24 protein-coding genes and 1 tRNA gene are annotated in these 26,570 nt (G+C 68.6%); 12 read left to right on the top strand and 13 right to left on the bottom strand.

What is annotated here, in order from left to right; all coding sequences use genetic code 11:
* Nucleotides 1-39: 39 nt before the first annotated feature.
* A complete protein-coding gene (gene rfaD / locus GDI_RS04405) occupies nucleotides 40-1,017 on the bottom strand; it encodes an ADP-glyceromanno-heptose 6-epimerase (protein ID WP_012223776.1) in 978 nt (325 codons plus the stop codon).
* A gap of 166 nt (nucleotides 1,018-1,183) precedes the next feature.
* Here rfaD and GDI_RS04400 point away from each other — a divergent pair, with 166 nt between their 5' ends.
* From GDI_RS04400 to GDI_RS04380, 5 genes are all read left to right on the top strand, one after another.
* Nucleotides 1,184-1,507 carry an accessory factor UbiK family protein gene (locus GDI_RS04400; RefSeq protein ID WP_012223772.1) on the top strand — a complete coding sequence of 108 codons (324 nt, stop codon included), beginning with the start codon at nucleotides 1,184-1,186 and terminating at the stop codon, nucleotides 1,505-1,507.
* Between the two features lie 202 nt (nucleotides 1,508-1,709).
* Nucleotides 1,710-2,213 (top strand): type III secretion system chaperone family protein, encoded by a 504-nt coding sequence (locus GDI_RS04395; RefSeq protein WP_012553583.1) that lies wholly within the window; start codon nucleotides 1,710-1,712, stop codon nucleotides 2,211-2,213.
* A complete protein-coding gene (gene proC / locus GDI_RS04390; protein ID WP_012223766.1) occupies nucleotides 2,210-3,031 on the top strand; it encodes a pyrroline-5-carboxylate reductase in 822 nt (273 codons plus the stop codon). The genes GDI_RS04395 and proC overlap by 4 nt, the downstream gene beginning before the upstream one ends.
* Nucleotides 3,032-3,133: 102 nt before the next feature.
* Complete coding sequence (locus tag GDI_RS04385) at nucleotides 3,134-3,784, top strand: TetR family transcriptional regulator (protein WP_012223765.1); 651 nt, start codon at nucleotides 3,134-3,136, stop codon at nucleotides 3,782-3,784.
* A gap of 84 nt (nucleotides 3,785-3,868) precedes the next feature.
* A tRNA-Gln gene (locus GDI_RS04380) sits at nucleotides 3,869-3,943 on the top strand.
* Between the two features lie 233 nt (nucleotides 3,944-4,176).
* Here GDI_RS04380 and GDI_RS04375 read toward each other — a convergent pair.
* The 3 genes from GDI_RS04375 to GDI_RS04365 form a co-directional block, all read right to left on the bottom strand.
* Nucleotides 4,177-4,446, bottom strand: coding sequence for an HU family DNA-binding protein (locus tag GDI_RS04375; RefSeq protein WP_012223764.1), 270 nt, complete (start codon nucleotides 4,444-4,446; stop codon nucleotides 4,177-4,179).
* Nucleotides 4,447-4,753: 307 nt separating this feature from the next.
* On the bottom strand, nucleotides 4,754-7,528 hold the full coding sequence (locus tag GDI_RS04370) for a glycosyltransferase (RefSeq protein ID WP_012223763.1): 2,775 nt from the start codon (nucleotides 7,526-7,528) through the stop codon (nucleotides 4,754-4,756).
* An 8-nt stretch (nucleotides 7,529-7,536) separates the two neighbouring features.
* Entirely contained in the window at nucleotides 7,537-8,886 is a 1,350-nt protein-coding gene (locus tag GDI_RS04365; RefSeq protein ID WP_012223759.1) for a beta strand repeat-containing protein, read from the bottom strand.
* Nucleotides 8,887-8,997: 111 nt separating this feature from the next.
* Between GDI_RS04365 and GDI_RS04360 the strand changes: the two genes are divergently transcribed.
* On the top strand, nucleotides 8,998-11,859 hold the full coding sequence (locus tag GDI_RS04360; RefSeq protein ID WP_012223758.1) for a glycosyltransferase: 2,862 nt from the start codon (nucleotides 8,998-9,000) through the stop codon (nucleotides 11,857-11,859).
* 18 nt (nucleotides 11,860-11,877) lie between these two features.
* Here the strand turns inward: GDI_RS04360 and GDI_RS04355 are convergent, their stop codons facing one another.
* The gene (locus GDI_RS04355; RefSeq protein ID WP_144880102.1) at nucleotides 11,878-13,986 is read right to left on the bottom strand and encodes an NAD(+) synthase; all 2,109 of its coding nucleotides are present in this window, start codon (nucleotides 13,984-13,986) and stop codon (nucleotides 11,878-11,880) included.
* Between the two features lie 118 nt (nucleotides 13,987-14,104).
* Between GDI_RS04355 and GDI_RS04350 the strand changes: the two genes are divergently transcribed.
* Complete coding sequence (locus GDI_RS04350; protein ID WP_012223756.1) at nucleotides 14,105-14,281, top strand: DUF1328 domain-containing protein; 177 nt, start codon at nucleotides 14,105-14,107, stop codon at nucleotides 14,279-14,281.
* On the opposite strand, the gene GDI_RS04345 is transcribed toward GDI_RS04350, so the two are convergent.
* The 7 genes from GDI_RS04345 to GDI_RS04315 all read right to left on the bottom strand — a co-directional run bounded on the left by GDI_RS04345 (nucleotide 14,235) and on the right by GDI_RS04315 (nucleotide 19,147).
* On the bottom strand, nucleotides 14,235-14,720 hold the full coding sequence (locus GDI_RS04345) for a disulfide bond formation protein B (protein ID WP_012553590.1): 486 nt from the start codon (nucleotides 14,718-14,720) through the stop codon (nucleotides 14,235-14,237). The two genes, GDI_RS04350 and GDI_RS04345, sit on opposite strands and share 47 nt — an antisense overlap.
* A gap of 65 nt (nucleotides 14,721-14,785) precedes the next feature.
* Nucleotides 14,786-16,135 (bottom strand): alpha,alpha-trehalose-phosphate synthase (UDP-forming), encoded by a 1,350-nt coding sequence (locus GDI_RS04340; protein ID WP_012223754.1) that lies wholly within the window; start codon nucleotides 16,133-16,135, stop codon nucleotides 14,786-14,788.
* Nucleotides 16,123-16,881: a trehalose-phosphatase gene (otsB, locus tag GDI_RS04335; RefSeq protein WP_012223753.1), complete on the bottom strand. Its 759-nt coding sequence runs from the start codon at nucleotides 16,879-16,881 to the stop codon at nucleotides 16,123-16,125. Before otsB ends, GDI_RS04340 begins: the two co-directional genes overlap by 13 nt.
* On the bottom strand, nucleotides 16,878-17,882 hold the full coding sequence (locus tag GDI_RS18590) for a DUF2155 domain-containing protein (protein ID WP_012223748.1): 1,005 nt from the start codon (nucleotides 17,880-17,882) through the stop codon (nucleotides 16,878-16,880). The genes otsB and GDI_RS18590 overlap by 4 nt, the downstream gene beginning before the upstream one ends.
* Nucleotides 17,879-18,133, bottom strand: a complete 255-nt coding sequence (locus GDI_RS04325; RefSeq protein WP_012223747.1) for a hypothetical protein — start codon at nucleotides 18,131-18,133, stop codon at nucleotides 17,879-17,881. The genes GDI_RS18590 and GDI_RS04325 overlap by 4 nt, the downstream gene beginning before the upstream one ends.
* A complete protein-coding gene (gene mlaD / locus GDI_RS04320) occupies nucleotides 18,130-18,720 on the bottom strand; it encodes an outer membrane lipid asymmetry maintenance protein MlaD (protein ID WP_012223745.1) in 591 nt (196 codons plus the stop codon). Before mlaD ends, GDI_RS04325 begins: the two co-directional genes overlap by 4 nt.
* A 58-nt stretch (nucleotides 18,721-18,778) precedes the next feature.
* Entirely contained in the window at nucleotides 18,779-19,147 is a 369-nt protein-coding gene (locus tag GDI_RS04315) for an NADH-ubiquinone oxidoreductase subunit NDUFA12 family protein (RefSeq protein WP_012223738.1), read from the bottom strand.
* A gap of 180 nt (nucleotides 19,148-19,327) precedes the next feature.
* Between GDI_RS04315 and GDI_RS04310 the strand changes: the two genes are divergently transcribed.
* From GDI_RS04310 to GDI_RS04290, 5 genes are all read left to right on the top strand, one after another.
* Nucleotides 19,328-20,959, top strand: a complete 1,632-nt coding sequence (locus GDI_RS04310; protein WP_012553593.1) for a TSCPD domain-containing protein — start codon at nucleotides 19,328-19,330, stop codon at nucleotides 20,957-20,959.
* A 54-nt stretch (nucleotides 20,960-21,013) separates the two neighbouring features.
* Entirely contained in the window at nucleotides 21,014-21,481 is a 468-nt protein-coding gene (locus GDI_RS04305) for a RidA family protein (RefSeq protein ID WP_012223727.1), read from the top strand.
* Nucleotides 21,482-21,497: 16 nt separating this feature from the next.
* The gene (locus GDI_RS04300; RefSeq protein WP_012223725.1) at nucleotides 21,498-22,676 is read left to right on the top strand and encodes a GNAT family N-acetyltransferase; all 1,179 of its coding nucleotides are present in this window, start codon (nucleotides 21,498-21,500) and stop codon (nucleotides 22,674-22,676) included.
* A gap of 431 nt (nucleotides 22,677-23,107) precedes the next feature.
* Nucleotides 23,108-24,538 (top strand): carbohydrate porin, encoded by a 1,431-nt coding sequence (locus GDI_RS04295; RefSeq protein WP_012553595.1) that lies wholly within the window; start codon nucleotides 23,108-23,110, stop codon nucleotides 24,536-24,538.
* A gap of 51 nt (nucleotides 24,539-24,589) precedes the next feature.
* Entirely contained in the window at nucleotides 24,590-25,054 is a 465-nt protein-coding gene (locus GDI_RS04290; RefSeq protein ID WP_012223718.1) for a nuclear transport factor 2 family protein, read from the top strand.
* A 97-nt stretch (nucleotides 25,055-25,151) separates the two neighbouring features.
* Here GDI_RS04290 and GDI_RS04285 read toward each other — a convergent pair whose 3' ends face one another.
* Complete coding sequence (locus tag GDI_RS04285; protein ID WP_012223716.1) at nucleotides 25,152-26,366, bottom strand: NADP-dependent isocitrate dehydrogenase; 1,215 nt, start codon at nucleotides 26,364-26,366, stop codon at nucleotides 25,152-25,154.
* Nucleotides 26,367-26,570 lie beyond the last annotated feature (204 nt).

Raw genomic sequence — 26,570 nt, 5'->3', positions numbered from 1 at the left:
TTCAATGACATGACCGGGGCGGCATGACCGGGGCGCGCGTTACAGGTAGGCGTCGTCGGTGGCCAGGTAATCCTGGACGTAGCGACGGATGCCGTCTTCCAGCGACGTGAAGGGCCGGGCATATCCCGCCTGGCGCAGCCGCGTCATGTCGGCGCGGGTATAGGACTGGTAATGGCCGCGCAGCGCGTCGGGCATGTCGACGAATTCGACCTGGCGCGGCCGGCCGGCGGCGTCGCAGACCGCATGGGCCAGGTCCAGGTAGCTGCGCGCGACCCCGGTGCCGCAATTGAACAGGCCGCTGACATGCGGGCTGTCCAGCAGCCACAGCGTCACGTCCACCACGTCGCCGACCCAGATGAAATCCCGCGCCTGCGCCCAATCGGCCAGGCCGGGAACGTCCGAGCGAACAAGCCGCGCCGGCTGGCCCCGGCGGACCTCGTCGTACTTGACCTTCACGACCGAGACCATCGGGCCCTTGTGATATTCGTTCGGGCCATAGACGTTGAAGAATTTCAGTCCCGCCCATTGCGGCGGCGACGACGCGCCGCGGGCCAGGCCGGCCACGACCTGCCGGTCGAACACATGCTTCGACCAGCCGTACAGGTTCAGCGGCCGCAATGCCTCCAGCCCCGCGGGATCGTCGGAAAACGATTCGTCCCCGGCCGCGCCATAGGTCGCGGCCGAGGACGCGTAGATGAAGCGCACGCCATGCCGCGCGCACCACGCCCACAGCCGCGCCGACAGGTCGACATTGGTGCGCCAGGCCAGGTCGCCGTCACAGGCCGTCGTCTCGCTGATCGCGCCCATATGCAGGATGGCGGACACGGCGGGCCGGCCGGCCAGGAAATCGTCCAGTGCCTCGGGCGTCAGCAGGTGGTCGGGCGGGTGGCGCGCGATGTTGCGCCACTTGCCCTGGCTGCCCAGCCAGTCGACGACGACCGTCTGCTCGCCCCGCGCCTGAAGCGCCGCCTGCAGGCACGATCCGATGAAGCCGGCCCCGCCGGTGATGATGATCATGAGCCCGTTCTATAGAGCAGATCGCGCCCCCTGTCCCGCCCCCGAAATGCGCAGGCGCATGGTCTTCGGGGGCGGGACTGGCTATATGCTGTGCATCGACCCGGTCGGCCCGCCATGCTACGGCGGCCCCGGTACCAGAACCCGCCCCCGAACAGGAGGACCCGCCATGTCCGACAGGCCACGCTTTTTCGATGATCTCGCCGGTGTCGCCGGCGGCGCGTTTTCCGCCCTGGCCGGTGTGCGCGAGGAGGTGGGCGCCATCGTGCGCGCCCGGGTGGACGAGGTCCTGTCGACGCTGAACCTGGTCCGGCGCGAGGATTTCGAGGTCGTGCGCGAACTGGCCAGCCGTGCCCGCACGGCGCAGGAGGACGCCGACGTCCGCCTGTCCGCCCTGGAGGCGCGAATCGCGGCGCTGGAGGCCCGTGCCGGCGTGGCGCCGGAGGACGCGGCGCAGTACGGGCGCCCGGACGACGCCGCCGGCCCGTTCTGACACGCCGCGAAACGCGCGAAAATCCACGCCAGGCGGCCGTGGCATGCGCGCGGCCCTTGCCAGCATGCCCGCACCGCCCATAGGGTTGGGGCGTGGCCGCGTTCCCACCCGTGGCGGGAACGGCGAACGGTCCGCCTCGCAGACGTTCGGGGTCCGGCGCGCGACGCCGGCCCCCTCCCTCCACGGCTTAGGGGAGTCCCACATGCCTGCCCTCACGCTCTCCTCTCCCTCCCAGGACTCGAACCCGCTCGATCTCATGGAGCAGATCGTCGGCGGATATGAATGGGCGTTCGAACGCCGAAACGATTCCGAAATGGCCGCCGAGGCCCCGGGGAAATGGTGCGATTACGGCCTGTATTTCTCCTGGTCGCGCGAAGTTAGCGCGATGCATTTCACCTGCACGTTCGACCTGAAGGTCCCGCCCCAGCAGCGCCGGGCGCTGTTCGAACTGGTGGCCCTGGCGAACGAACGGCTGTGGATCGGCCATTTCGGCATGGACCTGGAAAGCGGCATGCCGCTGTTCCGCCACGCGGTGCTGCTGCGCGGCGCCCCCGGCGCGTCGATGGAAAGCCTGGAGGACATGATCGACATCGCCATCACGGAGTGCGAGCGGTTCTATCCCGCGTTCCAGTTCGTCCTGTGGGGCGGCAAGACGCCGGCCGAGGCGCTGGAAGCCGCCATGCTGGACTGCGCGGGCGAGGCATGACCCAGCCGGCCGGGCCTATTCCGCCCCTGCTGCTGGTGGGGTGCGGGCAGATGGGCAGTGCGATGCTGGCCGGCTGGCTGGCCGACGGGCTGGCCCCGTCGGTCATCCTCGACCGGCATCGCGCCGACGGTCCGGCCCCGCATCGAATCGTCCGGCAGGCGGCAGACCTGCCGGATGATTTCACCCCGGCGCTGATCGTCCTGGCCACCAAGCCGCAGAAGGCGGCTGCCGTGATCCCGGACATCGCGCGGTTCGCCCGCCGCGCGCCGGTCCTGTCGGTCATGGCCGGCAAGACGGTCGGCGGCCTGGCGGCATCCCTGGCCGATGCCGGGGCGCCCGGCGCCGTCGTCATTCGCGCCATGCCCAACACGCCGGCCGCCATCGGCCAGGGCATGACGGTCTGCTATGCCCCCCCCGCCGCGACCGAGGCCGAACGCGCGCTGTGCGGGCGGGTGCTGTCGGCGGTTGGCGATACCGCCTGGGTCGAGCATGAGGAACAGATGGATGCCGTGACCGCGGTATCCGGCAGCGGCCCGGCCTATGTCTTCCTGCTGGCCGAACTGATGGAACAGGCGGCCGTCGCCCAGGGCCTGCCGCCCGACCTGGCCCGGCGGATCGCCCGGCGCACGGTGTCGGGTGCCGGCGCGCTGATGGAACAGTCGGGCGTGGATGCCGCCGAACTGCGCCGCCGCGTGACCAGCCCGGGCGGCACCACCCAGCAGGCCCTGGCGGTCCTGATGGAGCCCGAGGCATGGCCCGCCGCGATGGACGCCGCCATCCGCGCCGCCACCCTGCGCGCGCACGAACTCGCGTCCTGACGAACTTGCACACCGTCCCGACGTAATTTAACCGCAATACGGACCAAGCATGTCCGGATCGGCCGGACGACGCCACAGACCAGAAGACACGTCAGAAAACCCATGGACAACGACCAGTTCGACGATGCCCTGCTCCGCGCCGCCATGGATCGCGCCGCCCTGTACGGATGGGGGCGCCTGACCGTGGTCGATGCCGCGCGTGACGCGGGCATTCCGCTGGACGACGCGCGCCGGCGCTTTCCGCTGAAGGCCGCCATCCTGCTGAAGCTGGGACGGCTGGCGGACGAATCGGCGCTGGTCGATGACGGCAGCACCGGTACGGTACGCGAAAAGCTGTTCGACCTGCTGATGCGCCGTTTCGATGTGCTGCAGCAATATCGGGCCGGCGTGCGCGCGGTGATGCGCGCCCTGCCCTTCGACCCCGCGACGGCGCTGGTCCTGGGCGCGGCCACGGTGGAAAGCATGCGCTGGATGGCCGGCGCGGCCGGGCTGGACGTGTCGGGCATTGCCGGCACGCTGCGGGTCCAGGGACTGGTCGGCGTCTGGACCTATGCCCTGCGGGCCTGGGACAACGACGACAGCGAGGACCTGTCCCGCACCATGGCCGCGCTGGACCAGGCCCTGGACCGCGCGGCCCGGCTGGGCAACCTGCTGGAACGGCGTGGATCGGCCGCACCGTCCCTGCCGCCGGACGAAGGCGATATCGACCTGTCGGTCGACCTGACGCGGGACGCCGAGCCGGAACCGTTCTGAGGCGGAGCATTCGGGGGCAGATGCCCCCTTTACGCCACCCCGTCGAAGACATTAGAAGGACGGAACCGAGGCGATTCGGCGTGATGGGGCGTAGCCAAGCGGTAAGGCAGCGGATTTTGATTCCGCCATTCGGAGGTTCGATCCCTCCCGCCCCAGCCATGGTTTCCCGGTTAGTCGGAACGCCGTGCCGACATACACCGTACTGTCAGCACGGATTGCCATGCCACACGGTTGCGCCACGAGATTTCGCAAATCCGTCCCGCACGGCACAGTCCAGGCAAAAGAGCGCACGGACGCCCCGGCGAGGAGTCCTTCCGATACAGACTGCGTTTTTCGACCCGCCCCTGCGGGCAGCACCCGCGGCCAGGTGACGGGCCGCGGGTGGAATGACGTCAGACCGCCTTCTTCAGGTTCGGGCTGGCCTTGAAGCGCACCGTCTTGCCGGCCTTGACCTTCACCGGCTCGCCGGTGCGGGGGTTGAGCGCCTTGCGGGCCTTGGTCTTCTTGACCGTGAACGTCCCGAACGACGGCAGGGTAAAGCCGCCTTCCTTCTTCATTTCGCGGACGATGGCGGCGATCAGGTCAGAGGCGGCCTGGTTGGCGGCAACGCCGGTGCAATCGATCGAATCCTGGATAACCGCGGCGATGAAGGCTTTGCTCATGGGCTCTGTTCACTCCTGTCCGGACATGGGAAAAAAATCGTGGCGGGCCGGTCCGTCACGACATCGTGCCTCAGCGGTCGCGGCTTTTAGCGCGCGGTTAAATCTTACGCCAGAAAATTCTTCCAGGCATGGATAATGTTGCTGACGCGGACTGCAAAAGCGTCATCTCTTCCCGAAAACCCCCGATTTCAGGGGAAACTGGGCAAGTCGTCGATAATTGTAACGGACGCGCACCATTGCCGGAATGGCGAAGGCATGGGTGCATGGCGCGGTACCGGAAGGGGTCGGCGGCGTCTCTTGCGGCCGCTCAGCCACACGCGGTGGCGGGATCGTCGCCTGCCTGCACCCATCCCGATGCCGCGCGCAGCAGATCGAGCAGCTCGCGCGCCTGCCCGTCCCATGTCGCCAGCCGGTCCTTGCACGGATTGACATAGCCGGCCAGGCGATCCGGACGGTCCAGCAGGTCCGTCACCGCCGCCGCCAGTTCGGATGCCGACGCCGACAGGCCGATCAATGTGCCGTTCACCCCGGGTACGATATCCTCCGCCTGGCCGCCGGGCGCGGATGCGACGACCCAGACGTCGCGGGCCAGGGCCTCGCGCACCGTCAGGCCGTAACTTTCCGGCCAGCGCGAGGGAAACAGCAGAACGTCGATGGAATCGAAGAACGCATCGACCGTCTCGCCGTCATAGGCCGGAAGAAGCTCCAGCTTGCCCTGTACCCGCCAGTCGCCGACTTCGATGGATCGCAGGCCAAGCGCCGTCTTGTTGTCCACCAGGCGCAGGACCCAGTCGGCACGCGCCAGCCCCTCGAACGCCGCGCGGATCACCGGATACCCCTTGACCGCGTCGCTGCCCCCGACATAGCCGAACCGCAGGGCACGGCCGCCGGGAGCCACAGGCGTGCGCGGGCGCTTCGGCCAGCGAAATCCGTTGCGATGCACCACGATCCGCGCCGGATCGACGCCGTTGGCGATGTGCAGCCGGCGATGCGCGGCACTGGGGCTGAGCAGCAGCGCCGCATCGCGCAGGCCGGCCCCCGCCAGCACCGCCCGGTCGGCCAGGTAGCGGGCCTGCGGGCGGCACCGCTGGCAGGTGCGCGGATCGATCCGTTCCTGCCCGCAGAACTGGCCGTCCTCGCGCACCATGAACTGCCGGTCGCACAGCCACCACGCATCATGCAATGTCAGCACATAGGGAATCCCCTGGTGCCGGCAGACATCCAGCAGCCCGACCCCCAGCCCCTGCGGAGCATGGACATGCACCACGTCCGGGCGAAAAGCCGCGACATAATCGGCAAAGATCGCAGCCGCCGCGGGGTTGTGGAACATCGCGAGTCCGTCATGCTCCGCCGGCACGTCCAGCGCGACCACCGGCACCCCACGGTGCCGGTAGCGCAGGGCCGAGGCCGGGCGCCCCGGTTCCGCCGGGCGCGTGGTCAGCACCGCGATGTCGGCCTGGCCGCCGGCCTGCAGCCGCTGGGCCATTTCCACCGCCACATGCGTGGCTCCGCCGAAGGCGCGCGGCGGGTAATAGACATTCACGCACAGCACCCGCAGCCGCCTGCCCGTGACCGCGCCCCCGACCGGTTTCATGGCTGGTTTCATAGCCGGATTCAGGGCCGGCACGGCCGGACGGCCGAACACCGCCGCCACCTGCCGTTCGGCCATATGGGCCAGGGCATAGCGGTCCAGGATGTCGGCCAGGGCCCGCCGCCCGACCTGACGGCGCAGCGTCGCATCGCCCGACAGCAGCAGCAGGGCCCGCGTCCAGTCGGCATCCGTGGCGGCCAGATAGCCGGTCGTTCCATCCACGATCACGTCCGCGAACGCCCGGCGGGGCGAACAGACCGACGGCAGGCCCAGACTGGCGGCTTCCAGATATTTGATGTTGCTCTTGGCATCATTGAAGACGCTGTCTTCCAGCGGGGCGATGACGATATCCGCGCGCGCCATCAGCGCCAGGTACTCCGCATAGGGACGGAGGGGCAGGACGACCACCCGTGTGCCCAGCGCCTGCAGGGCGCGGGGCACCTGCAGTTCGCCCACGATCCACAGACGCAGCCGCGCGTCCGCCGCCATCGCCGCGACCAGGCCCGGCACCGCCACGCGAAAATCGGCGTCATGGGTGCGGGTACCGGACCCGTAGACGATGACCACCGTCCCGTCAGCCGCCCCGTGCCCCGCCGCTGCCCGGGCGCGGGCCAGAGCCGCGGCAGCCAGCGTTTCCTCGTCCAGCGCATTTTCGATGACCGACGCCGCCGGCAGGCCGGCCTCGCGCATCGCCCGCGCCAGCACCGGGGTCGAGGCGATGCCGCGATCGCAGGACAGCATGCAGGTCCGGAACAGCCTGACCCCGGACAGAAGCCCGGCACGTTCGGCCTCGGGCAACGCCGCCAGGTTGTTGTTCTGAAAATACAGCGTCCGATCGAAGATCAGGTCATCGACTTCCCACCATGACGGCACCGACAGACGTCGTGTTTCGGCCAGCAGCATCCTGACCGAGGCAAAGGCCGGAACCCGGTAGAAGACGACGCGCGTGCAGAATTGCAGCGCGGTCAGCGCCTCGCCGGTGTCGCGCCAGTCCACCACGCGGCAGGTCCATCCCAGGTGCCGCACCTGTTCGACCCTTTGCCACACACGATATTTCGCACATTGGGCCAGGCTGAGTTCCGCGATGATCAGGATCTGCGGCGTCCAGTCCGCCGGCCCGGCAGCCATGGCATACGCATCGTGGCTGGACACCGGTCCATCCGCCCCGCCGTCCGGAGGCGGCGACAACACGCGCGCCACAAGGCGGGCGGCGGACACGACGCCGTCCCGCCGCGTCTTTCGCCACAGCGCGGCGGCGGCGACGCCCAGCGGACGCCCGAACGGGTCGCGCCCCCGCATCGCCGCCCGGATGGCACGGACGATCCGCAGCACCCGACCCGACAGCGCGCGATCCTGCAGCGCCAGCGCCCGGCGCAACTGGTCGCATTCCGCCTGCAGGCCGGTGGCGCGCGCGGCCTGCAACCGTGCGCCGGCGCGGTCCAGGCCCCTGTCGTCCGGCGCCGATCGGGGCCGGGGCGCGATCCGGTTCATCCGCCCGGTCAGCTCAGGGTGAAGTCGCTGGCCTTCAGGTCGGTGACCCCCATGAAGGTGATCTTCGTGCTGTCACTCAACTGGATGGTGCTGTTGCCGCCCGCCACGGTCGCGGAATCCAGCACGGCCTGCAGGCCGTTGCCGTTTTGGTAACCATATTGGTACAGTGCGGCGAGATTGCCCGCCGAACTGCCGAAATCGGTGATCACGTTGTCACCGCCGCTGCTGGGTCCCTTGGTGAAGGCGAACAGGTTGTCGCCCGCGCCGCCGGTCATCGTGGCGCTGCCCGTGCCGCCGACCAGCGTATCGTTGCCGGCCCCGCCGATGAAGGTCGCGTCCCCTCCATCGGCGAAGGCATGCAGGGGCATGCTGGATGCCGCCCCGTCCAGCGTTTCGTTGCCCGTGTTGGCGACGAACAGGGTCCGGCCGGATGCGTTGACCGTCATGTCCAGGTCCGCGCCGCCGAAGATCGTGGCCTGCGCCGCCGTCACGGTGGTCATGCCCGTGCCGTTCAGGAAGGTCAGGCTGCCCGTCACGCTGATGCTGTTGCCCACGCCCATGCGGACCTGCAGGTCGCCGGCCGCCGAAATCGTATCCGCCACCGCGCCGGAGATCGTGCCGGTCGCGCCGGTGAAATTGACCAGGTCCTGCGTTCCGCCCGACACGGTGCTGCCGCCGCCCACGGAAATGGTGCTTCCGGCCGCCTGGTCGGTGATCGCGGCAGCGTCGCCCAGCACGATCAGCGAATTGCCGCCATAGATGGTCACCGCCTGCGTGCCGGTGTCGCCGACAATGGTATCCTGCCCCATCGACGCCACCGAATTCGACCCGCTGCCCAGATAGATCTGGTTGTCGCCCGATCCGGCATTCACGGTATCGTTGCCGCTGCCGGTGTCGATCAGGTCATTGCCGGCCGCGGTATCGATGGTGAAGTCACCGTCGGTGCCGATCACGACATTGTCGCCCGCCGTCGCCAGGAAACTGCCGCCCGCGTCGCCGCCCAGGAATGTGGTCCCCCCCGTCGTGCCCGCGATGACATCGACCGGCGTCGTGACGCCAAGCGTGCTGATATCCACATGCGACGTCAGGATATTGCCCGACATTCCCTGCGACAGGGCGCCGGCCACGATGTTCACGTACGCCCCTTCCAGGGCATAGGCGCCACCGACCGTGATCACGGCCGCCGCATTTCCGCCGCCGGCCATATTGATCCCGCTTTGCAGGGTCGCGAAGCTCTTGCCCGCGGCGGTGTCCTGCAATGTCCTGGCATAGGCGTTGGCCAGGGCCAGCGTGTCACCGCCATCGACCGTCACGTTGACGCTGGCACCCGACGCACCCATTACGGTTACAATAGCCACGTGCTGTGCTCCTCACCCGCTGCCCGGCTGCCCGTCCGGCCGGAACGACAGCGCCATGAAAGCGGGGAGATCTTCCCAAAATATTAATATCCCCGCTGCCAGGATCACAAAATGACGCGTGACCTCCTCCTGGCAGAATGGACGACCGACATCCCGATGGACGCTGACGAACGGCTTTCGCCCTGCCCGCTGCCCGAAGGGCTTCGCCTGATGGGCCGCGACGCGCTCGATCCCTATTTCCTGGTGCCGCCCGAACTGGACCCCGATCCCGCCATCAACGCGGTGCTGCCGTTCCTGGGCTGGATCGTCACGCTGGCCCGGCCCCGCCGCATCGGCCTGATGCCGGCCCGGAAGGCGATCGCGGCCCTGATGGCGGACGTGGCGCACCGGATGCGCCTGCCGGCGGACATCCGCGCCCTGCCGTTCCAGCCGCCGCCTGCCGGATTCGACCTGCTATGGCTGGATCTTCCGCCGGCCAGCACGCCGGATGCCGCCCTGGCACCGACGCCCGACCAGATGCTCCAGCTGCTGGGCCAGGGGGGCATTGTCGTGCTGCACGGCCTGGATAGCGGCGGCTGGGACGACCTTTCCATGGCGACCCTGAATCTGGGGCGCGGACTGGGCGTGCTGGTAGGGGGCGCGTGTCGCGGGGGCTCCGTGGCCAGCCTGTGCGCGATGCTGAATCGTTCCGACGACGGCACGGCAGCCAACCTGGCCGCCCGCTTCGCCGCGATCGGCGCGCATTGGGCCGCCCGCCGCGCCCTGGCCGACACGCAGGCGGAACTGGACCGGACCCGGCAGGCGCTCAGTCATCTGCGGCTGGATGCCATGGAGATGCGGCTGGCCCTGAACCATCAGGATGCCGCCGGGCAGGATGCGAACCGGCAGGGGTCGTCCCCCCCGGCCGCGCCGCCCGTCCCCGTCACGCCGGCCGCACCGCCGCCGAAGGGACCATCCCGGTGGCGTCGCCTTGCCCGCAGGCTGATCCGGGGGCCTGCTACCCCTGCCCCGGCAAGCGCCGACCGCACGATCCGCACGGTCCTGTTCGTATCCGGCGAACCGGGCACCCCCGGCACGACCTACCGCGTCACGCGCAACGCCGCCGCCTGCGCCGCCGCCGGATACGCGACCCGGTGCAGGGACTGCGCGGCGGTCGGGCCGGACGACATCGCATGGGCCGACATGGTCGTGCTGTGGCGCGTGGAATATAGCGGCCATGTCGACACCTTGCTGGGCCTGGCCCGGGCGCGCGGCGCCGTGCTGGCCTTCGATGCCGATGACATCGTGTTCGAACCCGCCCTGGCGCGCACCGACCTGATCGACGGAATCCGCGTCTGTCCGGCCCCCGTGGCGCGGATCGAACGGATGTATGCCGACATGCAGCGCACCATGCGCCAGTGCGACCTCGGCCTGGCCACCACCGATACGCTGGCCGACTGGATGCGCCCCTTCCTGAAGCTGACGCTGGTGCTGCCGAACACCTTCGATGACGCGACGCTGCAGCGTGCACGCCACGCCGTCCGCCGGCGGGCGCTGGCCGCGCCCGACGCGGCGGATGACGTCGTGCGGATAGGCTATGCCACCGGATCGCGCACCCACCAGCGCGACTTCGCCCGTGCCCTGCCCGGCCTGCTGCGGGTCATGGACCGACGGGCGCAGGTGCGCCTGGTCCTGTTCCGCGAACCCGGCGGAGGGCGCCCCCTGCTGCTGATCGAGGAATTTCCCGACCTGCACGCGCGGTCGGCGCAGATCGAATGGCGCGACATGGTGACGCTGGACGCGCTGCCGGACGAACTGGCGCGGCTGGACATCTCGATTGCCCCGTTGGAGGACGGCAATCCGTTCTGCGAGGCCAAGAGCGAACTGAAATTCTTCGAGGCCGCGCTGGCCGGCGTCTGTACCGTCGCCTCGCCCACCGGGCCGTTTCGCGCCGCCATCCGGCCGGGCGTGACCGGCCTGCTGGCGGACGGTGCGGCGGAATGGGAAAGCGCGCTGCTGCGTCTGGTGGACGACCCCGCCCTGCGCCGCCGCATGGCGCGCGACGTGCTGCACACGGTGCTGTGGGAATACGGGCCCCAGCGACAGGCCGCCCTGCTGGGGCCGGCCATCGCCGGGCTGGGCGATGCGCGGGCAGCGGCACGGGTTGGCGCCACCGTCCTGGCACGCGGCGCCTTCCGCGTCCGCGCCATTCCCCGGATCCCCGACAGCACGGTCCTGTTCACCCAGGACCATCTGCAGGACGCCGCCGTCACGGTCGTCGTGACCGCGTATAATTATGCCGGCCACGTCATCGAGGCCCTGGACTCCGTCCGCCGCCAGACGCTCGACCCGCTGGACCTGATCGTGGTCGATGATGCCTCGACCGACGATACTCCGTCGCTGCTGACGGGCTGGGCGGCCCGGCATGGCGCACGGTTCAACCGGCTGCTGATCCTGCGCGCCCGGCGCAATGCCGGGCTGGGCGGCGCGCGCAATATCGGCATGGCGGCGGCCGAAACCCCCTATGTCCTGCAACTGGACGCCGACAACCGCCTGCTGCCCGATGCCTGCGCCCGCCTGCTGGCCGCCATCGCGGCGGAAAGAGCGGGCTATGCCTATCCCCTGATCCGCCAGTTCGGGCGCGAGGCCAGCGTGATGGGCGATACCCCGTTCCATCCCGGGCGACTGGTCGGCGGCAATACCATCGACGCCATGGCGCTGGTGGCCAAATGGGCTTGGGCCGCCGCCGGCGGCTATTACGTGCGGCGCGACGCCATGGGGTGGGAGGATTACGACCTGTGGTGCACCCTGGCAGAACTGGGCATCGCCGGTACCCAGGTGCCCGAAATCCTGGCCGAATACCGCGTGCATGACACGGCCATGACCGACACGCTGACCGAACGGCCGCACCACAAGGACGCGGTAGTCACGCTGCTGCGAGACCGCCATCCCTGGATTCGCCTGACGGCCCCCGAGGCACGTGCGCGTTCATGAGCAGGCCGACGGGCGGGATCAGGGGACGTTTCTTTCCAACTCTTCCAGCCATAGCCTGGCATTGCCGTCGGAGGGCGCGCGCCAGTCGCCACGCGGCGAGAGGGCACCGCCGGCCACCACCTTGGGCCCATTCGGCATCGCCGAGCGCTTGAACTGGCTGAACCCGAAAAAGCGCGTCAGGAACACCGACAGCCAGTGCCGGATGGTCGGCAGGTCGTATTCCACCCGCCGGTCGGCCGGAAAACCGGGGGGCCAGGCCCCGATTCCGGCGTCCTTCCACGCGATTTCGGCCATGAAGGCGATGCGGGAGGGCCGGAAGCCGTGGCGCAGGACATAGAACAGCGTGAAATCCTGCAGCGCGTAGGGACCGATCCGTTCCTCCGTGCTCTGCAGCGCCTGGTCCTCGCCCGCCGGCACCAGTTCGGGCGAAATCTCGGTGTCCAGGATGGACGCCAGCACGCCGGCCGCGTCATCATCCACCCGCCGCGCCGAAATGACCCAGCGGATCAGATGCTGGATCAGCGTCTTCGGCAGCCCGGCATTGACGTTGTAATGCGACATCTGGTCGCCCACGCCATAGGTACACCAGCCCAGCGCCAGTTCCGACAGGTCGCCGGTGCCGATCACGATGCCGCCATGCTGGTTGGCCAGGCGGAACAGGAAGTCGGTCCGCAATCCCGCCTGCACGTTCTCGAACGTGACGTCGTATTGCGGCACGCCGCTGGCGAAGGGATGACCCATCTGTTCCAGCATCATCCGCGCGGTCGGCCGGATATCCAGTTCCGCCGCCGTCACGCCCAGCGCCTGCATCAGCGCCATGGCATTGGACTGCGTGCCCGCGCTGGTGCCGAATCCCGGCATGGTATAGGCCAGCACCGCGTCACGACCCAGGCCCAGTTCGTCCGCCGCGCGGACGGCCACCAGCAGCGCCTGGGTGGAATCCAGCCCGCCGGAGACGCCGATCACCATCCGGCGCGTCCCCGTGGCCTGCAGTCGCTGCTTCAGCGCCGAAACCTGGATGGTCCACGCTTCATAGCAATCCTGCTCCAGCCGCGCGGGGTCGGCGGGGACGAAGGGGAATCGTTCGATCCGCCGCATCAACCCCAGATCCCCCGGCGGGGGCGCCAGGGCGAAGCCGACGCGCCGCCATCCCGTATCGCCCCCTGTCGCGTGAAGGCCCCGGGCGGCGCGGTTGTCGGCGAAGCTGCCCATGCGGGCGCGCTCCTGCCGCAGCAGGTCCAGGTCGATATCGGCTGTCGCCCGGTTCGGACCCTGGGGAAAACGCACCGTCTCGGCCAGCAGCGCGCCGTTCTCGTAGACCGAGACCTGGCCGTCCCATGCCAGGTCGGTGGTCGATTCCCCCTCGCCCGCCGCGGCGTAGACATAGGCGCAGAGCGCGCGCGCGGATTGCGAGCGACAGAGCAGGTCCCGCGTATCCGCCTTGCCCACCGTGATGTCGCTGGCCGACGGGTTGGCGATCACCGTGGCCCCCGCCAGCGCCGCATCGGTGCTGGGCGGCGCGGGAACCCACAGATCCTCGCAGATCTCGATCGCGATCACCAGGCCGGGCACGTCCTCGGCCTCGAACAGCAGGTCGGTGCCGAAGGGCGCGGTCTGGCCCGCGACATGGATCGTCTGGCCGCGCAGGCCGGCGCCGGGCGCGAACTGCCGGGCCTCGTAGAATTCGCGATAGTTGGGCAGGTAGCTCTTGGGCACCACGCCCAGCACCGTGCCGCGATGCAGGATGACGGCGCAGTTGTACAGCGCGTCGCCATGGCGCAGCGGCGCGCCCGCCACGACAACCGGCACAAGGTCCGCCGTCGCGGCGGCCAGGGCGGCCAGGGCGGCGCCTACCCCGTCCAGCAGCACGTCCTGCTGGCGCAGGTCCTCGATCGTGTAGCCCGACACGCCCAGTTCGGGAAACACCGCCAGCGCCACGCCGTCCGCATGGCAGGCCCGGACCATGTCGGCCATCCGCGCGACGTTGGTCGCCGGATCGGCCAGTGCCACCGGCAGGGTGCAACCGGCGACCCGCGCGAAACCATGACGATAGAGGGAGCGAAAATCCGCCACGATACGATCACCCGGCTGGAGCGGATCACCCGACCACGCTCGTTTGACATCCATGGCAGGCGACCCGGCGCCCTGCCCCGGCAACCCGCCGACGCAACCATAGGGTGCGCCACGCATTGAAACCCCCATGGACCGGACGGTCCATACACATGACCCGGAGGAGGATATCTCCATGGACCTGTTACGCTGGACGCTGATCTTCCTCGTTCTCGCATTGCTGTCGGCGGCACTTGGCTTCGGCGGCATCGCGTCGAACTTCGCCTATATCGGCAAGATCCTGTTCTTCATCTTTCTTGTCCTGTTCATCGTCGGCCTGTTCTTCGGCCGAGGGCGAGGCAGAACATTGTGACCACCAACACCACCCCCGCGTACAGCCCGTCCAGCGCCGCCATGGACAGCGGCAGCGCGCCGGCCAGGTAGGCCGGCGCGTCGCAGGGCTTGGCCGGGCGCAGGGGCATGGCGGCCAGCCGTTCGGCGAACGTGCCGCCATGAAAGACCGGCGCCTGGCATTCCGGCAGCGGGCTGGGCCACCAGCCCTGCTCCACCCCGACATGGACCAGCGACAGGCCGATCGCCGCCAGCAGCACGGGCACGCCCAGCCACAGCACGGCCTGCCGCAGCCGGCCGCGCACCAGGGCCGCGATCACTCCCAGCCCCAGCAGAACCCGGTACGGCCAGCGCTCCCACAGGCACAACCCGCACGGCACCATCCCCAGCCCGTGCTCGGCCCATGCCGCGATACCCAGCGCGATCGCGCCGGCGGCAGCCAGAACCAGGGCCGTGCCCATGCCGGGCCCTGCGCCCGGCCGCCCTGTGCCGCCCCGGAAGATCCTGCGTCCCGTCCTCAATGCCATCACACGGGACAGACCGGCGGGGCCTCGTCCAGTGCGCGAAGGAAGTCGCGGGCCCAGAATCCGGCCGTGGTCCGGCGCACGTCCTCATCCAGCTTGGTCCAGCGCTGGCGGCGTTCGTCCAGGCTCATGGTCAGCGCCTGATGCAGCGCGTCGGCGATTTCGTCGGCGTCATAGGGGTTGACCAGAACGGCCTCGTCCATTTCCGGCGCCGCCCCGGCGAAGTGCGACAACACCAGCACGCCCGGTGCCGCCGCGTTCTGCGCCGCGACATATTCCTTGGCCACCAGGTTCATCCCGTCGCGCAGCGGCGTGATCAGCGCGACATCGGCCATGCGATAGAACCCGGCCAGGATGTCACGCGCGATCGGCCGCGTGATATAGCGGATGGGCGTCCAGTCGAATTCGGCATAAGCGCCGTTGATCCGCCCGGTCAGCTCGTCCAGTTGCCGGCGCAGCAGGCGATATTCCTCGACATCGCCGCGCGAGACCGGGGCGACCTGCAGGAAGGTCACCTTGCCCCGATGTTCGGGATAGCGCGCCATCAGCGCTTCGTACCCCCGGAACCGCTCGGGCAGGCCCTTGGAGTAATCCAGCCGGTCCACCCCCAGGATCAGCGCGGCCCCCCGCAGGCTGGTCCGCAGGCGCCCGGCCTCGTCACGCAGGACGCTGGCCTCGGCCTGGGCGCGGAATTCATACGGATCGATCCCGATGGGAAAGGCCCGGGCCCGTTCCTCCAGGCCGTTCAGGCGGAAGGCCTGGTTCAGGTTGTCGGCATCCTCGTCAGTCTGCACGCCGATCAGGTCATAGGCCTGCATGTCCTCCAGCAGCAGTTCCGCGCCGGGCATGGACCGCACCAGGCTCCAGGGCGGGACGGGGATATGCAGGAAGAAGCCGATGCGCGTCGTCACCCCCAGATCGCGCAGCGCCTGGCCCAGCGGGAACAGGTGATAATCATGGACCCAGATCACGTCGTCGGGGCGCAGCAGCGGCACCAGGCAGCGCGCGAACAGGGCGTTGACCTCCAGATAGGTCTGCCAGTCGCGGCGGGAATAGTTCATCAGCCCGACGCGGTAGTGAAACAGCGGCCAGAGGATGCCGTTCGAGAAATTCTGGTAGAATCCCTCGTGCTGGCGGGCGGTCAGGTCGATGGTGGCATAGGTCACGCCCTCGACCGTGTCGAAGCTGGGCTGGGGGTCGGCGTCGGTCTCGGCCTGGTTGCCCGACCAGCCGAACCATAGCGACGAACCGCCGCGCAGCGCATCCTTCAGCCCGACCGTCAGCCCACCGGCGGGCTGCGTGCGTTCGCGCGGGGATGGAACCCGGTTCGATACGATGATCAGACGCCCCATGAATCGTTCCCCCCTTTCGCCAGAGTCGCCAGCCAGGCCCGGAAGGCGGCGGGATCGGGGAAATCCCTGGGGATGCGGAACCCCACGCCGCCCAGCGCGGCGGCCTGGCGAATGCCGTCCTCGTCCGTCACGTCGTCACCGATGAAGATCGGATGCCGGCCGGCAAAGGGCGGCGACTGCATCAGTTCCGCGACCGCATGGCCCTTGTCCACGCCGTGGGGACGGATTTCCCATGCCATCTTGGCGGCCTGGATATGGAACGCCCCATTGCTGGGTGCGACCCAGGTTTCTGCTGCCTCGCGCAGCAGGTCGGCCGTTTCGGGCGCCGCGCGATAATGCAGGACGAACCCCGCGACCTTGGTTTCGATCCGTACGCCCGGATGCGCCGCGGCCAGGGTTTCCGCCGCCTGCAGCCAGGTCGAGGGCACATGCGGCAGGTCGGCGCGCACGATCGGTCCGTCCGGCCGATGCCGTACCGCGATCCCGTGTTCACCCGCGACGGCGAAAGGCACGTCACCCAGGAAACGATCGATCTGGTCCACGGCCCGGCCCGAAATCACCGCCAGCGCATCGCCGCATTTTGCCCGCAGCTGCCGCAGCACGTCCAGCAGGTCAGGCGGAACCACCACCGAGTCGGGCGTGGGCGCGATATCGACCAGCGTGCCGTCGAAATCCAGCAGCAGGGCGGCTTCGTGCGGGGGGGGCATGAAACGGCCGGCCGGGCCGGCATAGTCCGTCGGGGTCATGGGCGTCTCACTCCTTGCGTAGATGGGACGGCATTCATCCCGAACCGGCCGCGCGGACCGAGGTTGCTGCCTCCGCCATCAGGGCGGAAGCAGGGATTGGGGCTGTCCCGGCTGGGACGTCGCCGAGGAAGCGCCGGGCGGAGGCGCGGCGGAAGTCGGCGGGACCGGGGGCGGAAGCGCCGGCGGCCCCAGCGGAAGCGGCCCGCCCCCACCCCCGGCCGCCCCATACGGCACCGGGGGCGGCAATGCCCCATGCTGGCCCGCAATGGCCGATGGCGCAACAGTCGGAACGGGCAATCCGGTTCCGGCCACGACCGGCGGCGCCCCGGAGGCAGGCGCCTGCTCGTCGGGTGGGGGCGAAAGGGACAACGGGGCGCCGGACATCTGGGGCGGAGAGGCGGGAGCGGGAGCCGGGGCCGCACCTGGACCCTGGGGCGTCGGGGCGCCCGGCGGATTACCGGCCTGGGCACCTGGACCTGGGTGCTCTGGATCTGCACGCCCTGCGTCTGCGCGCCCTGCACCTGTACTCCGGGGGCCGCCTGCGCCCCCTGCCCCGCCGCCGTGGCGGCCACGGTCAGGGGCGGGGGAATAGGGGCCACGATATCCCCGGTGCAGCTGACGATTTGCACGGTATAGACCGGGTCCTGGAACACACCCAGGAACGGCTCGCCCGCCAGCATCCAGCCGTCGAAGCCCCGCCCGTCCTGCCGCGTGTCGCGGATCGTCAGCCATCCGGCCGAATCGGGCACCAGCGTCGCCGGCCGGTCGCGGCAGGCGCCGACATGGATGGTCAGCGCCCGGTACGTCACGTCCTGCCCGACCGGAATCGTCAGCGACTGGACGTGGGAATCCAACCCGTCCAGCACCCGGACGGTGGCGACCGAGCGGCCCTGCCAGGTATCGGCGGGATAAACCAGCGGCGGAGGCACCATTTCCGCCGCCCGCGCCGCGATCCCCACCGGGACCGCCGACAGGACGGCCAGGGACAGAATCAGTCTCAAGATCTTGGGCTTCGCAAGGCGGCTACGATTCCCGAAATGATCCGCCGCATTTCGTCCTCATCGACGCCGATCAGCACCGCGTCTTCGAACGCATCGCGCATGACGTCGCACAGTTCGGCGTAATTTTCGGCCAGGACCCGGATCTTGTCCTGACAGGAAACCGGGCTGCCGTCGGACTGGCGCCAGATCGCGGGCGGCGCGGGCAGGGCCCCGTCCTTTTGCACCTCGTCATTCACATCCGTGGCGTTCATGGCAGATCGTCCCCGCCGCCATGCCCCCCCGCCGGCGCACTGCCCGGACCGGTTGCCTGGGGCGCACCCTGGGTACCGGTACCCTGGGCATTCGCCTTCTGCTGATTGTTCCGCGTCATGGAATCGGTCACCGAGAAGATGAAGCGGCTGAGCAATTGTTCCAGGCTGATCGATCCCTGCGTCTCGGCGATCGCCGCCCCCGGGTGCAGCGTGGCGTCGTTCCCGCCCGGCGACAGGGCGATGTACTTCCCGCCCAGCAGGCTGTCGCTGGTGATGATGGCGGCGCTGTCGGTCGGCAGGTGAATATCGGGGCGGACCGTGAACGTCACCTGGGCCTTGAAGCTGGACGGATCGACCCGTTCGGCGACCACCTGCCCGACGGTCACGCCCGCCAGCCGAACGTCGGAGCCCACGGACAACCCGTCGATATGGGCGAAGGCGGCATTGAGACGATACCCGTCCTCATGCCGGTGCCCCTTGTCGACCACCGCAAGGGCGAGCAACCCGCCCAGCACGGCAAGCACCGCGCATCCCGCGGCGAGTTCGACCGAACTCCGGCCCCCTTTGACTGGAACCGCACTGACCATATGACATCGTTTCCCTAATACTACGGCGGGCAGACCTTAACAGGTTACGTCCGCCGATTCACCCTTCGGGAAACCACGCCTCATAATCGCTGGTCGATTCGGCACGCCGGCCGCCACGATAATCGCTGCCGGGGGGGCGGTAGGCCTCGGGGGTGCCGGTGCGGTTGGGCTGGAAAGGCACCTGCCAGGGCTGGCGGGCGCTTTCCGGCAGCGGGGCCGCATCCTGGTGATGCAGCCACCCCCACCATTCCGCCGGCACGGCCGACGCGTCCTCGCCCTTATGGTAGATGACCCAGCGTTCGTGCCGGGTCACGCCGCCGCCGGTGCGATTCGCGGTCCGCGCCTCGTAATAGCAGCGACCGTCGGCGTCCTTGCCGACCAGACGGCCCTTGAATTTGGTGTAGATCCGGGTGCCGAGATTTGCCATGGCCGCAGACTAGCCTCGTTTTCCGCTCCGGGTCCATCCCGCGCCGACGGCGCGCATCCTCACATGTCCGGGATCGCGGAACCCGCGAGTTATCCCCCATATCCACAATATACAGTGGTCTGTATAGGTATGGACCTACCATATCCGGCTTTCGCCCCGTCACGAAGCGAGCCTAGACTGATGGTCATGACAGCCCGAAGCCATTGGAACGGCGTACGCATGCGTACCACGCAGGCCGCCGCGGACCCGGACGACGCCCTCCGCGCCGTCACCCTGCCCGTCGATTGGGACGACGAGGCCGCGGCTGCGCTGGCGCGGATGGCGCCGGGGCGCGGCACGGTCCGCCTGGCGGCCGAGGCCGCGCGCTGGGTGGACGACCTGGCGGTCGGTCCCCTTGCCGCCCAGGCGCGGTCGCTGTCATGCCTGCTGATGATGCGCCAGGCCGCCCCGACGGAGTCGCTGTGGACCGGCCAGCATGACCGGCGCCCCGGCTTCATCGTCAACCTGGCGGGGTTCGTGCAGCCCGGGTCCGGCTTCCTGGCCGACGATTTCGTGGCCGCGCTGCGCCTGATGTGCCTGGTGCTGCGCGACGCCGCCGAGCGCAAGGCCGCGCTGCGCAACGGTGAACTGCCGTTCCTCGACCTTCCGCCTCCGGCGCCTCCGACCGGCGGCAAGGCCAAGGCCCGCACGGCGGGGGCCAGGGCGGGGACGAAAACCGGGGCCGGTCCCGATCCGCGCCAGTCGGACCTGCCCCAGCCGCCCCTGGTCGCGGGCAACCTGCTGCTGACCAACCTCGATGCCTGCCTGGCCGCGCTGGGCCTGGATTATGACAGCGAGACGGCACGTGACGTGGCGTGCAGCCTGGCGTCGCTGGCGACGTCGGTCGCGCATGCCGGCGGCGGGGTCGATTCCCTGCTGCTGCCGCCCGCGCGCAGCGTCGTGCCGGGCCTGGCGGAGGCCGCCCGGGCCGTCTGGCGCGATGCCGCGGTGGAAACCGACACCATCCTGCCCCGCATCGAGACCGGATTTTCCGCCCCCGGCCCGATCGACGCCCTGCTGGGGGTCGAGGCCTGCGGGCTGGCCCCGATCTTCTCGCCCCTGCGGCCGGACGGGCGCCTGGCCGCCAGCACCCTGGCACGGCTGGCCTGGCGCGGCCTGACGCCCGAATCCGCCTTCGCCGCCGCCCTGGCGGGCGAGACCGTGCTGCGGCTGCCCGACACCCAGGCCCATCAGGCCATGCATCGCGCCGTGGCCGGGTTCGTCGACCGCATGCCCGCCCGGCCCGACGCCACGGCCGTGCCGCTGCGCGCGCGCCTGGCGCTGGAACGCGGGGCACGGCGCAACCTGCCGGCACGCCATGGCGGCTTCACGCAGAAGGCCAGTGTCGGCGGCCACCGGCTGTTCCTGCGCACCGGCGAATACGAGGACGGCACGCTGGGCGAGGTCGCGATCACCCCGGCGCGCGAGGGCCCGATGGCGCGCGGCCTGATGGACGCGCTGGGCCAGGCGGTCAGCATCGGCCTGCAATACGGCGCGCCGCTGGACGCCTATGTGGATGCGTTCGCCTATACGCGTTTCGGCCCCGCCGGCACGGTGGAGGGGGATTCGGTTGCATCCTATGCCACCTCTCTGCTGGATTATGCGTTCCGGGCCTTGTCGGATGCCTATCTGGGCCACAGACTGCCCGACGCGCCGCATCAGGACGACATCGCCGATGCCCCGTCGCCGATGCTGCCGCTGGATTTTCCCGCCGCACCCGATGGCCGCGCTTCGGGGGGGCGGCGCGGCGGCCGGTTGCGGCTGGTGGGCTGATCGGCCGCCCTGCGGCCGGACAAACGCCCGCGACCATTTGAACAGGAGTCTCCCATGACGGACAGCACACCCGAAGCCCGCCTGGACCGGCACGGCATCGTCCTGCCCACGCCACCCGTCCCCGTCGCAACCTATGTCGGCACCGTCGTCAGCGGATCGCTGCTGGTCGTCTCCGGCCAGTTGCCGCTGGTCGACGGCAAGCTGTTCGCCACCGGCAAGCTGGGCGCCGATGTCGCGACCGAGGTCGGGGTCGATGCCGCGCGCCACTGCATGATCAACGTGATCGCGCAGGTCCGCGCCGCGGTGGGCGACCTGTCGCGGGTGCGGCGCGTGGTACGGCTGGGCGGGTTCGTATCCTGCGTGCCCGGCTTTACCCAGCACGCCACGGTCATGAACGGCGCGTCGGACCTGGCGGTCGCGATCTTCGGCGATGCCGGGCGGCATGCCCGCTCGACCATCGGCGTGCCGTCCCTGCCGCTGGACGCCGCCGTCGAGGTCGAGGGCCTGTTCGAGATCGCCTGATCCGGGGCGCACGAACGTGACCGCCCCGAAACTGAGCCTGAGCCTGCATCGCGCCATCGCCGACATTCCGGCGGCGGAGTGGGATGCATGCGCCGGGGCGGACAATCCCTTCGTCAGCCACGCCTTCCTCTCGGCGCTGGAAGATAGCGGATCGGCCGGTCCGCGTACCGGCTGGCTGCCGCAGCATGCCGCCATCCGCGACGGCGCGGACCGCGTGCTGGCCGTGGCGCCGATGTACGCCAAATCGCATTCCTACGGCGAATATGTCTTCGACCAGTCCTGGGCCCGCGCCCTGGAACAGGCGGGGGGCGACTATTATCCGAAATTGCAGGTCGCGGTGCCGTTCTCGCCCGTGCCGGGGCCACGCCTGCTGGTCCGCCCCGATGCGCTGCCCGACGGGACGGACCATGCCCCCGCCCTGCGGCTGGCGCTGATCGGCGCGCTGCGCCAGGCGTGCGGGGAACTCGGCCTGTCCTCGGTGCATGCTACCTTCTGCACGCAGGAGGAATACGAGCAGTTCGGCGAGGCGGGGTGGCTGCAACGGCTGGGGGTGCAGTTCCACTGGGACAATCGCGGCTATGGCAGTTTCGACGATTTCCTGGCCGCGCTGTCGTCGCGCAAGCGCAAGGTTCTGAAGCGCGAACGCCGGGACGCCAACCAGTGCGGCCTGACCTTCCGCACCGTCCGGGGCGCCGAAATCACGCCCGACCTGTGGGCGCATTTCTATCGGTTCTATACCTCGACCGTCGATCGCAAATGGGGCAGCGCCTATCTGACGCGGGCGTTCTTCCCCCTGCTGTCGGAACGCCTGGGCGACCGGGTGGTGCTGATGCTGGCCGAACGCGACGGCCGGCCGGTCGCGGGCGCGCTGAACCTGATGGGGGCGAGCACGCTATATGGCCGCAACTGGGGATGCGACGGCGACTATCCGTTCCTGCATTTCGAACTGTGCTATTATCGCGCCATCGATTTCGCCATCGCCCACGGACTGGAGCGTGTCGAGGCCGGGGCGCAGGGCCACCACAAGATCCAGCGCGGCTACCGCCCCTGCGCCACCTATTCGGCGCACTGGATCGCCCATCCCGGTCTGCGCGCCGCCGTCGCCGATTTCGTGGCCGAGGAACGCGCCGCGACGCTGCAGGAAATCGCCGAACTGGACACGCTGTCGCCCTACCGCGCGGCGGGCGAGGAGTAGAACGGTGGGACTGGCGGGCCGTCCCGAAGACGGGCGTCCTCCAGACGGCGTTTCCCCCAGTGAGCATGCTGTATAACCGCGGGGGCACGTCCCTGGGGACCGCACCGCGCAACCGCGCGACCTGACCCGTCATCGCAAATTGTTTATTACGTGCTCGTCGCCCCGGCGATATACGGTCTGGTTTCGGATCGCGACCCAGCGACCACGGATCATGACAACACCATAAAAACATCAAACATAAAATCGTCATAACCCACAGAAACGATCTCGCGTTTTCTTCCCGGCCGGGGCGTGCTTCCCGGAAAACGAGGAAGACGATTCCTTATTGTTCCTGACTTCCGACCGCCCCCCACGTCACCTGATGGTTCTCCAGGCCCGCGAAGCGCCTGCCTTGCCGGTTCTGCGTTCCATCCCATCCATCCTGGAACAGAATGCGTATCACTTTTTCGCGCACGCGCCCCAGCCTTGCCTGGCGCATCTGGATCATGGCGGCCGTAGCCGTCCTTTCCTGCCATCCCGCCCGCGCGCAATATCGTGGTCCGGTCGCGGAAACCGCCCCGTCCTTCTCGCTCGATACCCCCACATCGTACGCGAACACCCCGTTCACCCCGCCGGTTGAACATATGGTTTCGGCCTGGGGCAATGCCGTCCAGAACCTCAATCGCAAGGGGATCGGCCTGGTCATCGACTATACCAGCGAAAGCGCACTGGCGCTCGATGCCGGCAATGCCGGGGACGCAGGCTATGCGCACCAGATCGGCGTACAGTTGGACCTGGATTGGGACAAGCTGGTGGGCTGGCGCGGCTTTGTGACCCATGCGGCCATCGTCAATCGGGCGGGCCATAACATGGCCGCCGATTTCGGTGACAGGTCACTCAACGGATTCCAGGAGATCTATGGCGGCGGCGGCAATACGGCCGTTCACATGGTCTATGTCTATGGCACGCAGAACCTGTTCCACGACCGCGTGCAGATCGCGATCGGCAAGCTGCCGGTCAATATCGACTTTTCCGCGTCCCCCCTGTTCTGCACGTTCATGAACAAATCCATGTGCGGAAACCCCAAATCCCTGACCCGCGGCGCCGCGGGTTTCGGCACCTATCCGGGTTCGACCTGGGGGACGCGCGTACGCTACTGGCCCATGCACGGGGTCTACGCGCAGGCCGGACTGTACGGCGTCAATCCGGACCTCAATACCAATCGGTATGACCGCACCGGATTCAACTTCAACACGAATCTCTATACCGGCGTCTACGTTCCGGTCGAGGTCGGCCTGATCCCGTCCTTCGGCAGGAACCAGCTTGTCGGCCACTACAAGGTCGGCGTCGCCTACGATTCCTCGAACTACGCCGACAATTACTACGATGTTAACGGCGCCCCCCTGGCGCTGACGCGCAGGGCCGCGCGGATGGACACCGGCAAGACGCAGCTCTGGATCGAAGGCGACCAGATGCTGATCCGCAACGGCCATGGCCCGCTCAACGGATTCTATGTCATGGCCGGCCTGGTGCGTAACACGCCGGAAAGCAGCCCGTACCTCTATCAATATTATTTCGGGATCGTGGACCGGGGCTTCTGGCGCGCGCGCCCCGACGACACGTTCGGCATCGAGGTCTCGCGGGCCACGGCCAGTCCGGACCTTGTCGATACGCAATGGCTCGATTACGCAGCGGGGCGCAAGCTGCCGGCCAATGCCACCTATCCGCAAAGCCATATCAGCGTGCTGGAAGCCACCTACAACATCCACGTCTGCGAGGGGCTCTCGATCCAGCCGGACTACCAGCGGATCATGCGGCCCAACCTGCAGCGCAACAAACCCGCGATCGACGCGATCGGCCTGAAGATCCACGCGACGCTCTGACGGTCGCCCCCCCCGCCTGCCTTTTCGCAACCATCCGGTCTGGAGCCCGCCATGTCCCGCCCGCCGCTGCCGCCTTTCGATGCCGAAACTGCCGCGCTCAAGACCCGCCTTGCGGAGGACGCCTGGAACGGCCGTGATCCCGAAAAGGTCGCGCTGGCCTATACGCCGGACAGCGTGTGGCGCAACCGGTCGACGTTCATTCGGGGACGAGCGGAGATCATCGCCTTCCTGGCCGGCAAATGGGCAGGTGAACAGGACTATCGTCTGATCAAGGAAGTCTGGGCTTTTCGCGAAAACCGCATTGCCGTGCGCTTCGCCTATGAATGGCATGACGCCGCCGGCCAGTGGTTCCGGTCCTACGGCAACGAAAACTGGGAGTTCGACGAGGCCGGACTGATGCGTCGGCGCTTCGCCTCGATCAACGACCTGGCCATCGCCGCCGCCGATCGCCTGTTCCACTGGCCGCAGGGCCGCCGCCCGGACGATCATCCGGGTCTGTCGGACCTGGGCCTGTAGCGGCAACGGACAGAATCCCGACCGTCCGGGCCGATAGCATCGGGGCAGAGGAAACACGCGCCGGATCGCTACCGGCGCGCGTTTCCGGGCAGACGTGTCAGGAGATGGCCTTGCGGAGGTTGGTATCCAGCGCCGCCAGGAAGTCCTCGGTCGTCAGCCATTTGGCCTCGGGCCCGATCAGCAGGGCGAGGTCCTTGGTCATCTGGCCGGCTTCGACCGTTTCCACGCAGACGCGTTCCAGCGTTTCGGCGAAATGGGTAACGTCCGGCGTGTTGTCGAACCGTCCGCGATAGGCCAGGCCGCGCGTCCAGGCGAAGATCGACGCGATCGGGTTCGTGCTGGTCGGCCGGCCCTTCTGGTGTTCGCGGTAATGGCGGGTCACGGTGCCATGCGCGGCCTCGGATTCCACCACATCGCCGGTCGGGTTCAGCAGCACCGAGGTCATCAGTCCCAGGCTGCCGAAGCCCTGGGCCACGATGTCGCTTTCCACATCGCCATCATAGTTCTTGCACGCCCAGACATAGCCGCCGCTCCATTTCAGGGCGGACGCCACCATGTCGTCGATCAACCGGTGTTCGTAGGTCAGGCCCAGCCGGTCGAAATCGACCTTGAACTCGGTCTCGAAGACCTTCTGGAACACGTCCTTGAACATGCCGTCATAGGCTTTCAGGATCGTGTTCTTGGTCGACAGATAGACCGGCAGCTTACGGTCGCGGCCATAAGTCAGCGACGCGCGGGCGAAGCCTTCGATCGAGGCCAAGGTGTTGTGCATGCCCAGCGCCACGCCCGGGCCCTTGAAATCATGCACCTCCAGTTCGATCGGCGCGCCGCCGTCGGCGGGGGTGTAGGTCAGGCTGACCTTGCCCGGCCCCGGAATCCGGGTTTCCGCCGCGCGATAGATGTCACCATAGGCATGGCGGCCGATGACGATCGGCTGGGTCCAGTGCGGCACCAGGCGGGGCACGTTGGAACAGACGATCGGCTCGCGAAAGATGGTGCCGTCCAGGATGTTGCGGATCGTGCCATTGGGCGACCGCCACATCTTCTTCAGCCCGAATTCCGTCACCCGGGCCTCGTCGGGGGTGATCGTCGCGCACTTGACGCCGACGCGGTACTTCTTGATCGCCTCGGCCGCCTCGACCGTGACCCGGTCGTCGGTGGCGTCGCGATGTTCGATCCCCAGATCGTAATATTTCAGGTCGATATCGAGGTAGGGAAGGATCAGCTTCTGCTTGATGAAGCTCCAGATGATCCGCGTCATCTCGTCGCCGTCCAGTTCGACGACCGGCTCCTTGACCTTGATCTTGGCCATACGGCTCTTCCTCTTGTGTTATCTCGCCGGCCTGTGGCCGGACGCTTATTAGGTCCGAGGGATGGGACAGATCCACGGCCCGTCGGCAGGGGACGACGCGGCGATGGGCCTGTCCGGAAACGCATGCGCGTTTCCGGCTAAATTCTTAACGGCGTCCCCGCAACGCGCATACTGCCTGCCGGGCGGACCCGGTCACGATCCGGT

Source organism: Gluconacetobacter diazotrophicus PA1 5 (assembly GCF_000067045.1).
Taxonomy (GTDB): Bacteria; Pseudomonadota; Alphaproteobacteria; order Acetobacterales; family Acetobacteraceae; genus Gluconacetobacter; species Gluconacetobacter diazotrophicus.
The sequence above is the reverse complement of the archived record's forward strand: the minus strand, read 5'-3'. Positions and strand labels throughout refer to the sequence as shown.

Coding starts and splice junctions, on each gene's coding strand:
- rfaD (WP_012223776.1), bottom strand. CDS start 1,017: ATGATCATCATCACCGGCGGGGCCGGCTTCATCGGATCGTGCCTGCAG.
- GDI_RS04400 (WP_012223772.1), top strand. CDS start 1,184: ATGTCCGACAGGCCACGCTTTTTCGATGATCTCGCCGGTGTCGCCGGC.
- GDI_RS04395 (WP_012553583.1), top strand. CDS start 1,710: ATGCCTGCCCTCACGCTCTCCTCTCCCTCCCAGGACTCGAACCCGCTC.
- proC (WP_012223766.1), top strand. CDS start 2,210: ATGACCCAGCCGGCCGGGCCTATTCCGCCCCTGCTGCTGGTGGGGTGC.
- GDI_RS04385 (WP_012223765.1), top strand. CDS start 3,134: ATGGACAACGACCAGTTCGACGATGCCCTGCTCCGCGCCGCCATGGAT.
- GDI_RS04375 (WP_012223764.1), bottom strand. CDS start 4,446: ATGAGCAAAGCCTTCATCGCCGCGGTTATCCAGGATTCGATCGATTGC.
- GDI_RS04370 (WP_012223763.1), bottom strand. CDS start 7,528: ATGAACCGGATCGCGCCCCGGCCCCGATCGGCGCCGGACGACAGGGGC.
- GDI_RS04360 (WP_012223758.1), top strand. CDS start 8,998: ATGACGCGTGACCTCCTCCTGGCAGAATGGACGACCGACATCCCGATG.
- GDI_RS04355 (WP_144880102.1), bottom strand. CDS start 13,986: ATGGATGTCAAACGAGCGTGGTCGGGTGATCCGCTCCAGCCGGGTGAT.
- GDI_RS04350 (WP_012223756.1), top strand. CDS start 14,105: ATGGACCTGTTACGCTGGACGCTGATCTTCCTCGTTCTCGCATTGCTG.
- GDI_RS04345 (WP_012553590.1), bottom strand. CDS start 14,720: ATGGGCACGGCCCTGGTTCTGGCTGCCGCCGGCGCGATCGCGCTGGGT.
- GDI_RS04340 (WP_012223754.1), bottom strand. CDS start 16,135: ATGGGGCGTCTGATCATCGTATCGAACCGGGTTCCATCCCCGCGCGAA.
- otsB (WP_012223753.1), bottom strand. CDS start 16,881: ATGACCCCGACGGACTATGCCGGCCCGGCCGGCCGTTTCATGCCCCCC.
- GDI_RS04325 (WP_012223747.1), bottom strand. CDS start 18,133: ATGAACGCCACGGATGTGAATGACGAGGTGCAAAAGGACGGGGCCCTG.
- mlaD (WP_012223745.1), bottom strand. CDS start 18,720: ATGGTCAGTGCGGTTCCAGTCAAAGGGGGCCGGAGTTCGGTCGAACTC.
- GDI_RS04315 (WP_012223738.1), bottom strand. CDS start 19,147: ATGGCAAATCTCGGCACCCGGATCTACACCAAATTCAAGGGCCGTCTG.
- GDI_RS04310 (WP_012553593.1), top strand. CDS start 19,328: ATGGTCATGACAGCCCGAAGCCATTGGAACGGCGTACGCATGCGTACC.
- GDI_RS04305 (WP_012223727.1), top strand. CDS start 21,014: ATGACGGACAGCACACCCGAAGCCCGCCTGGACCGGCACGGCATCGTC.
- GDI_RS04295 (WP_012553595.1), top strand. CDS start 23,108: ATGCGTATCACTTTTTCGCGCACGCGCCCCAGCCTTGCCTGGCGCATC.
- GDI_RS04290 (WP_012223718.1), top strand. CDS start 24,590: ATGTCCCGCCCGCCGCTGCCGCCTTTCGATGCCGAAACTGCCGCGCTC.
- GDI_RS04285 (WP_012223716.1), bottom strand. CDS start 26,366: ATGGCCAAGATCAAGGTCAAGGAGCCGGTCGTCGAACTGGACGGCGAC.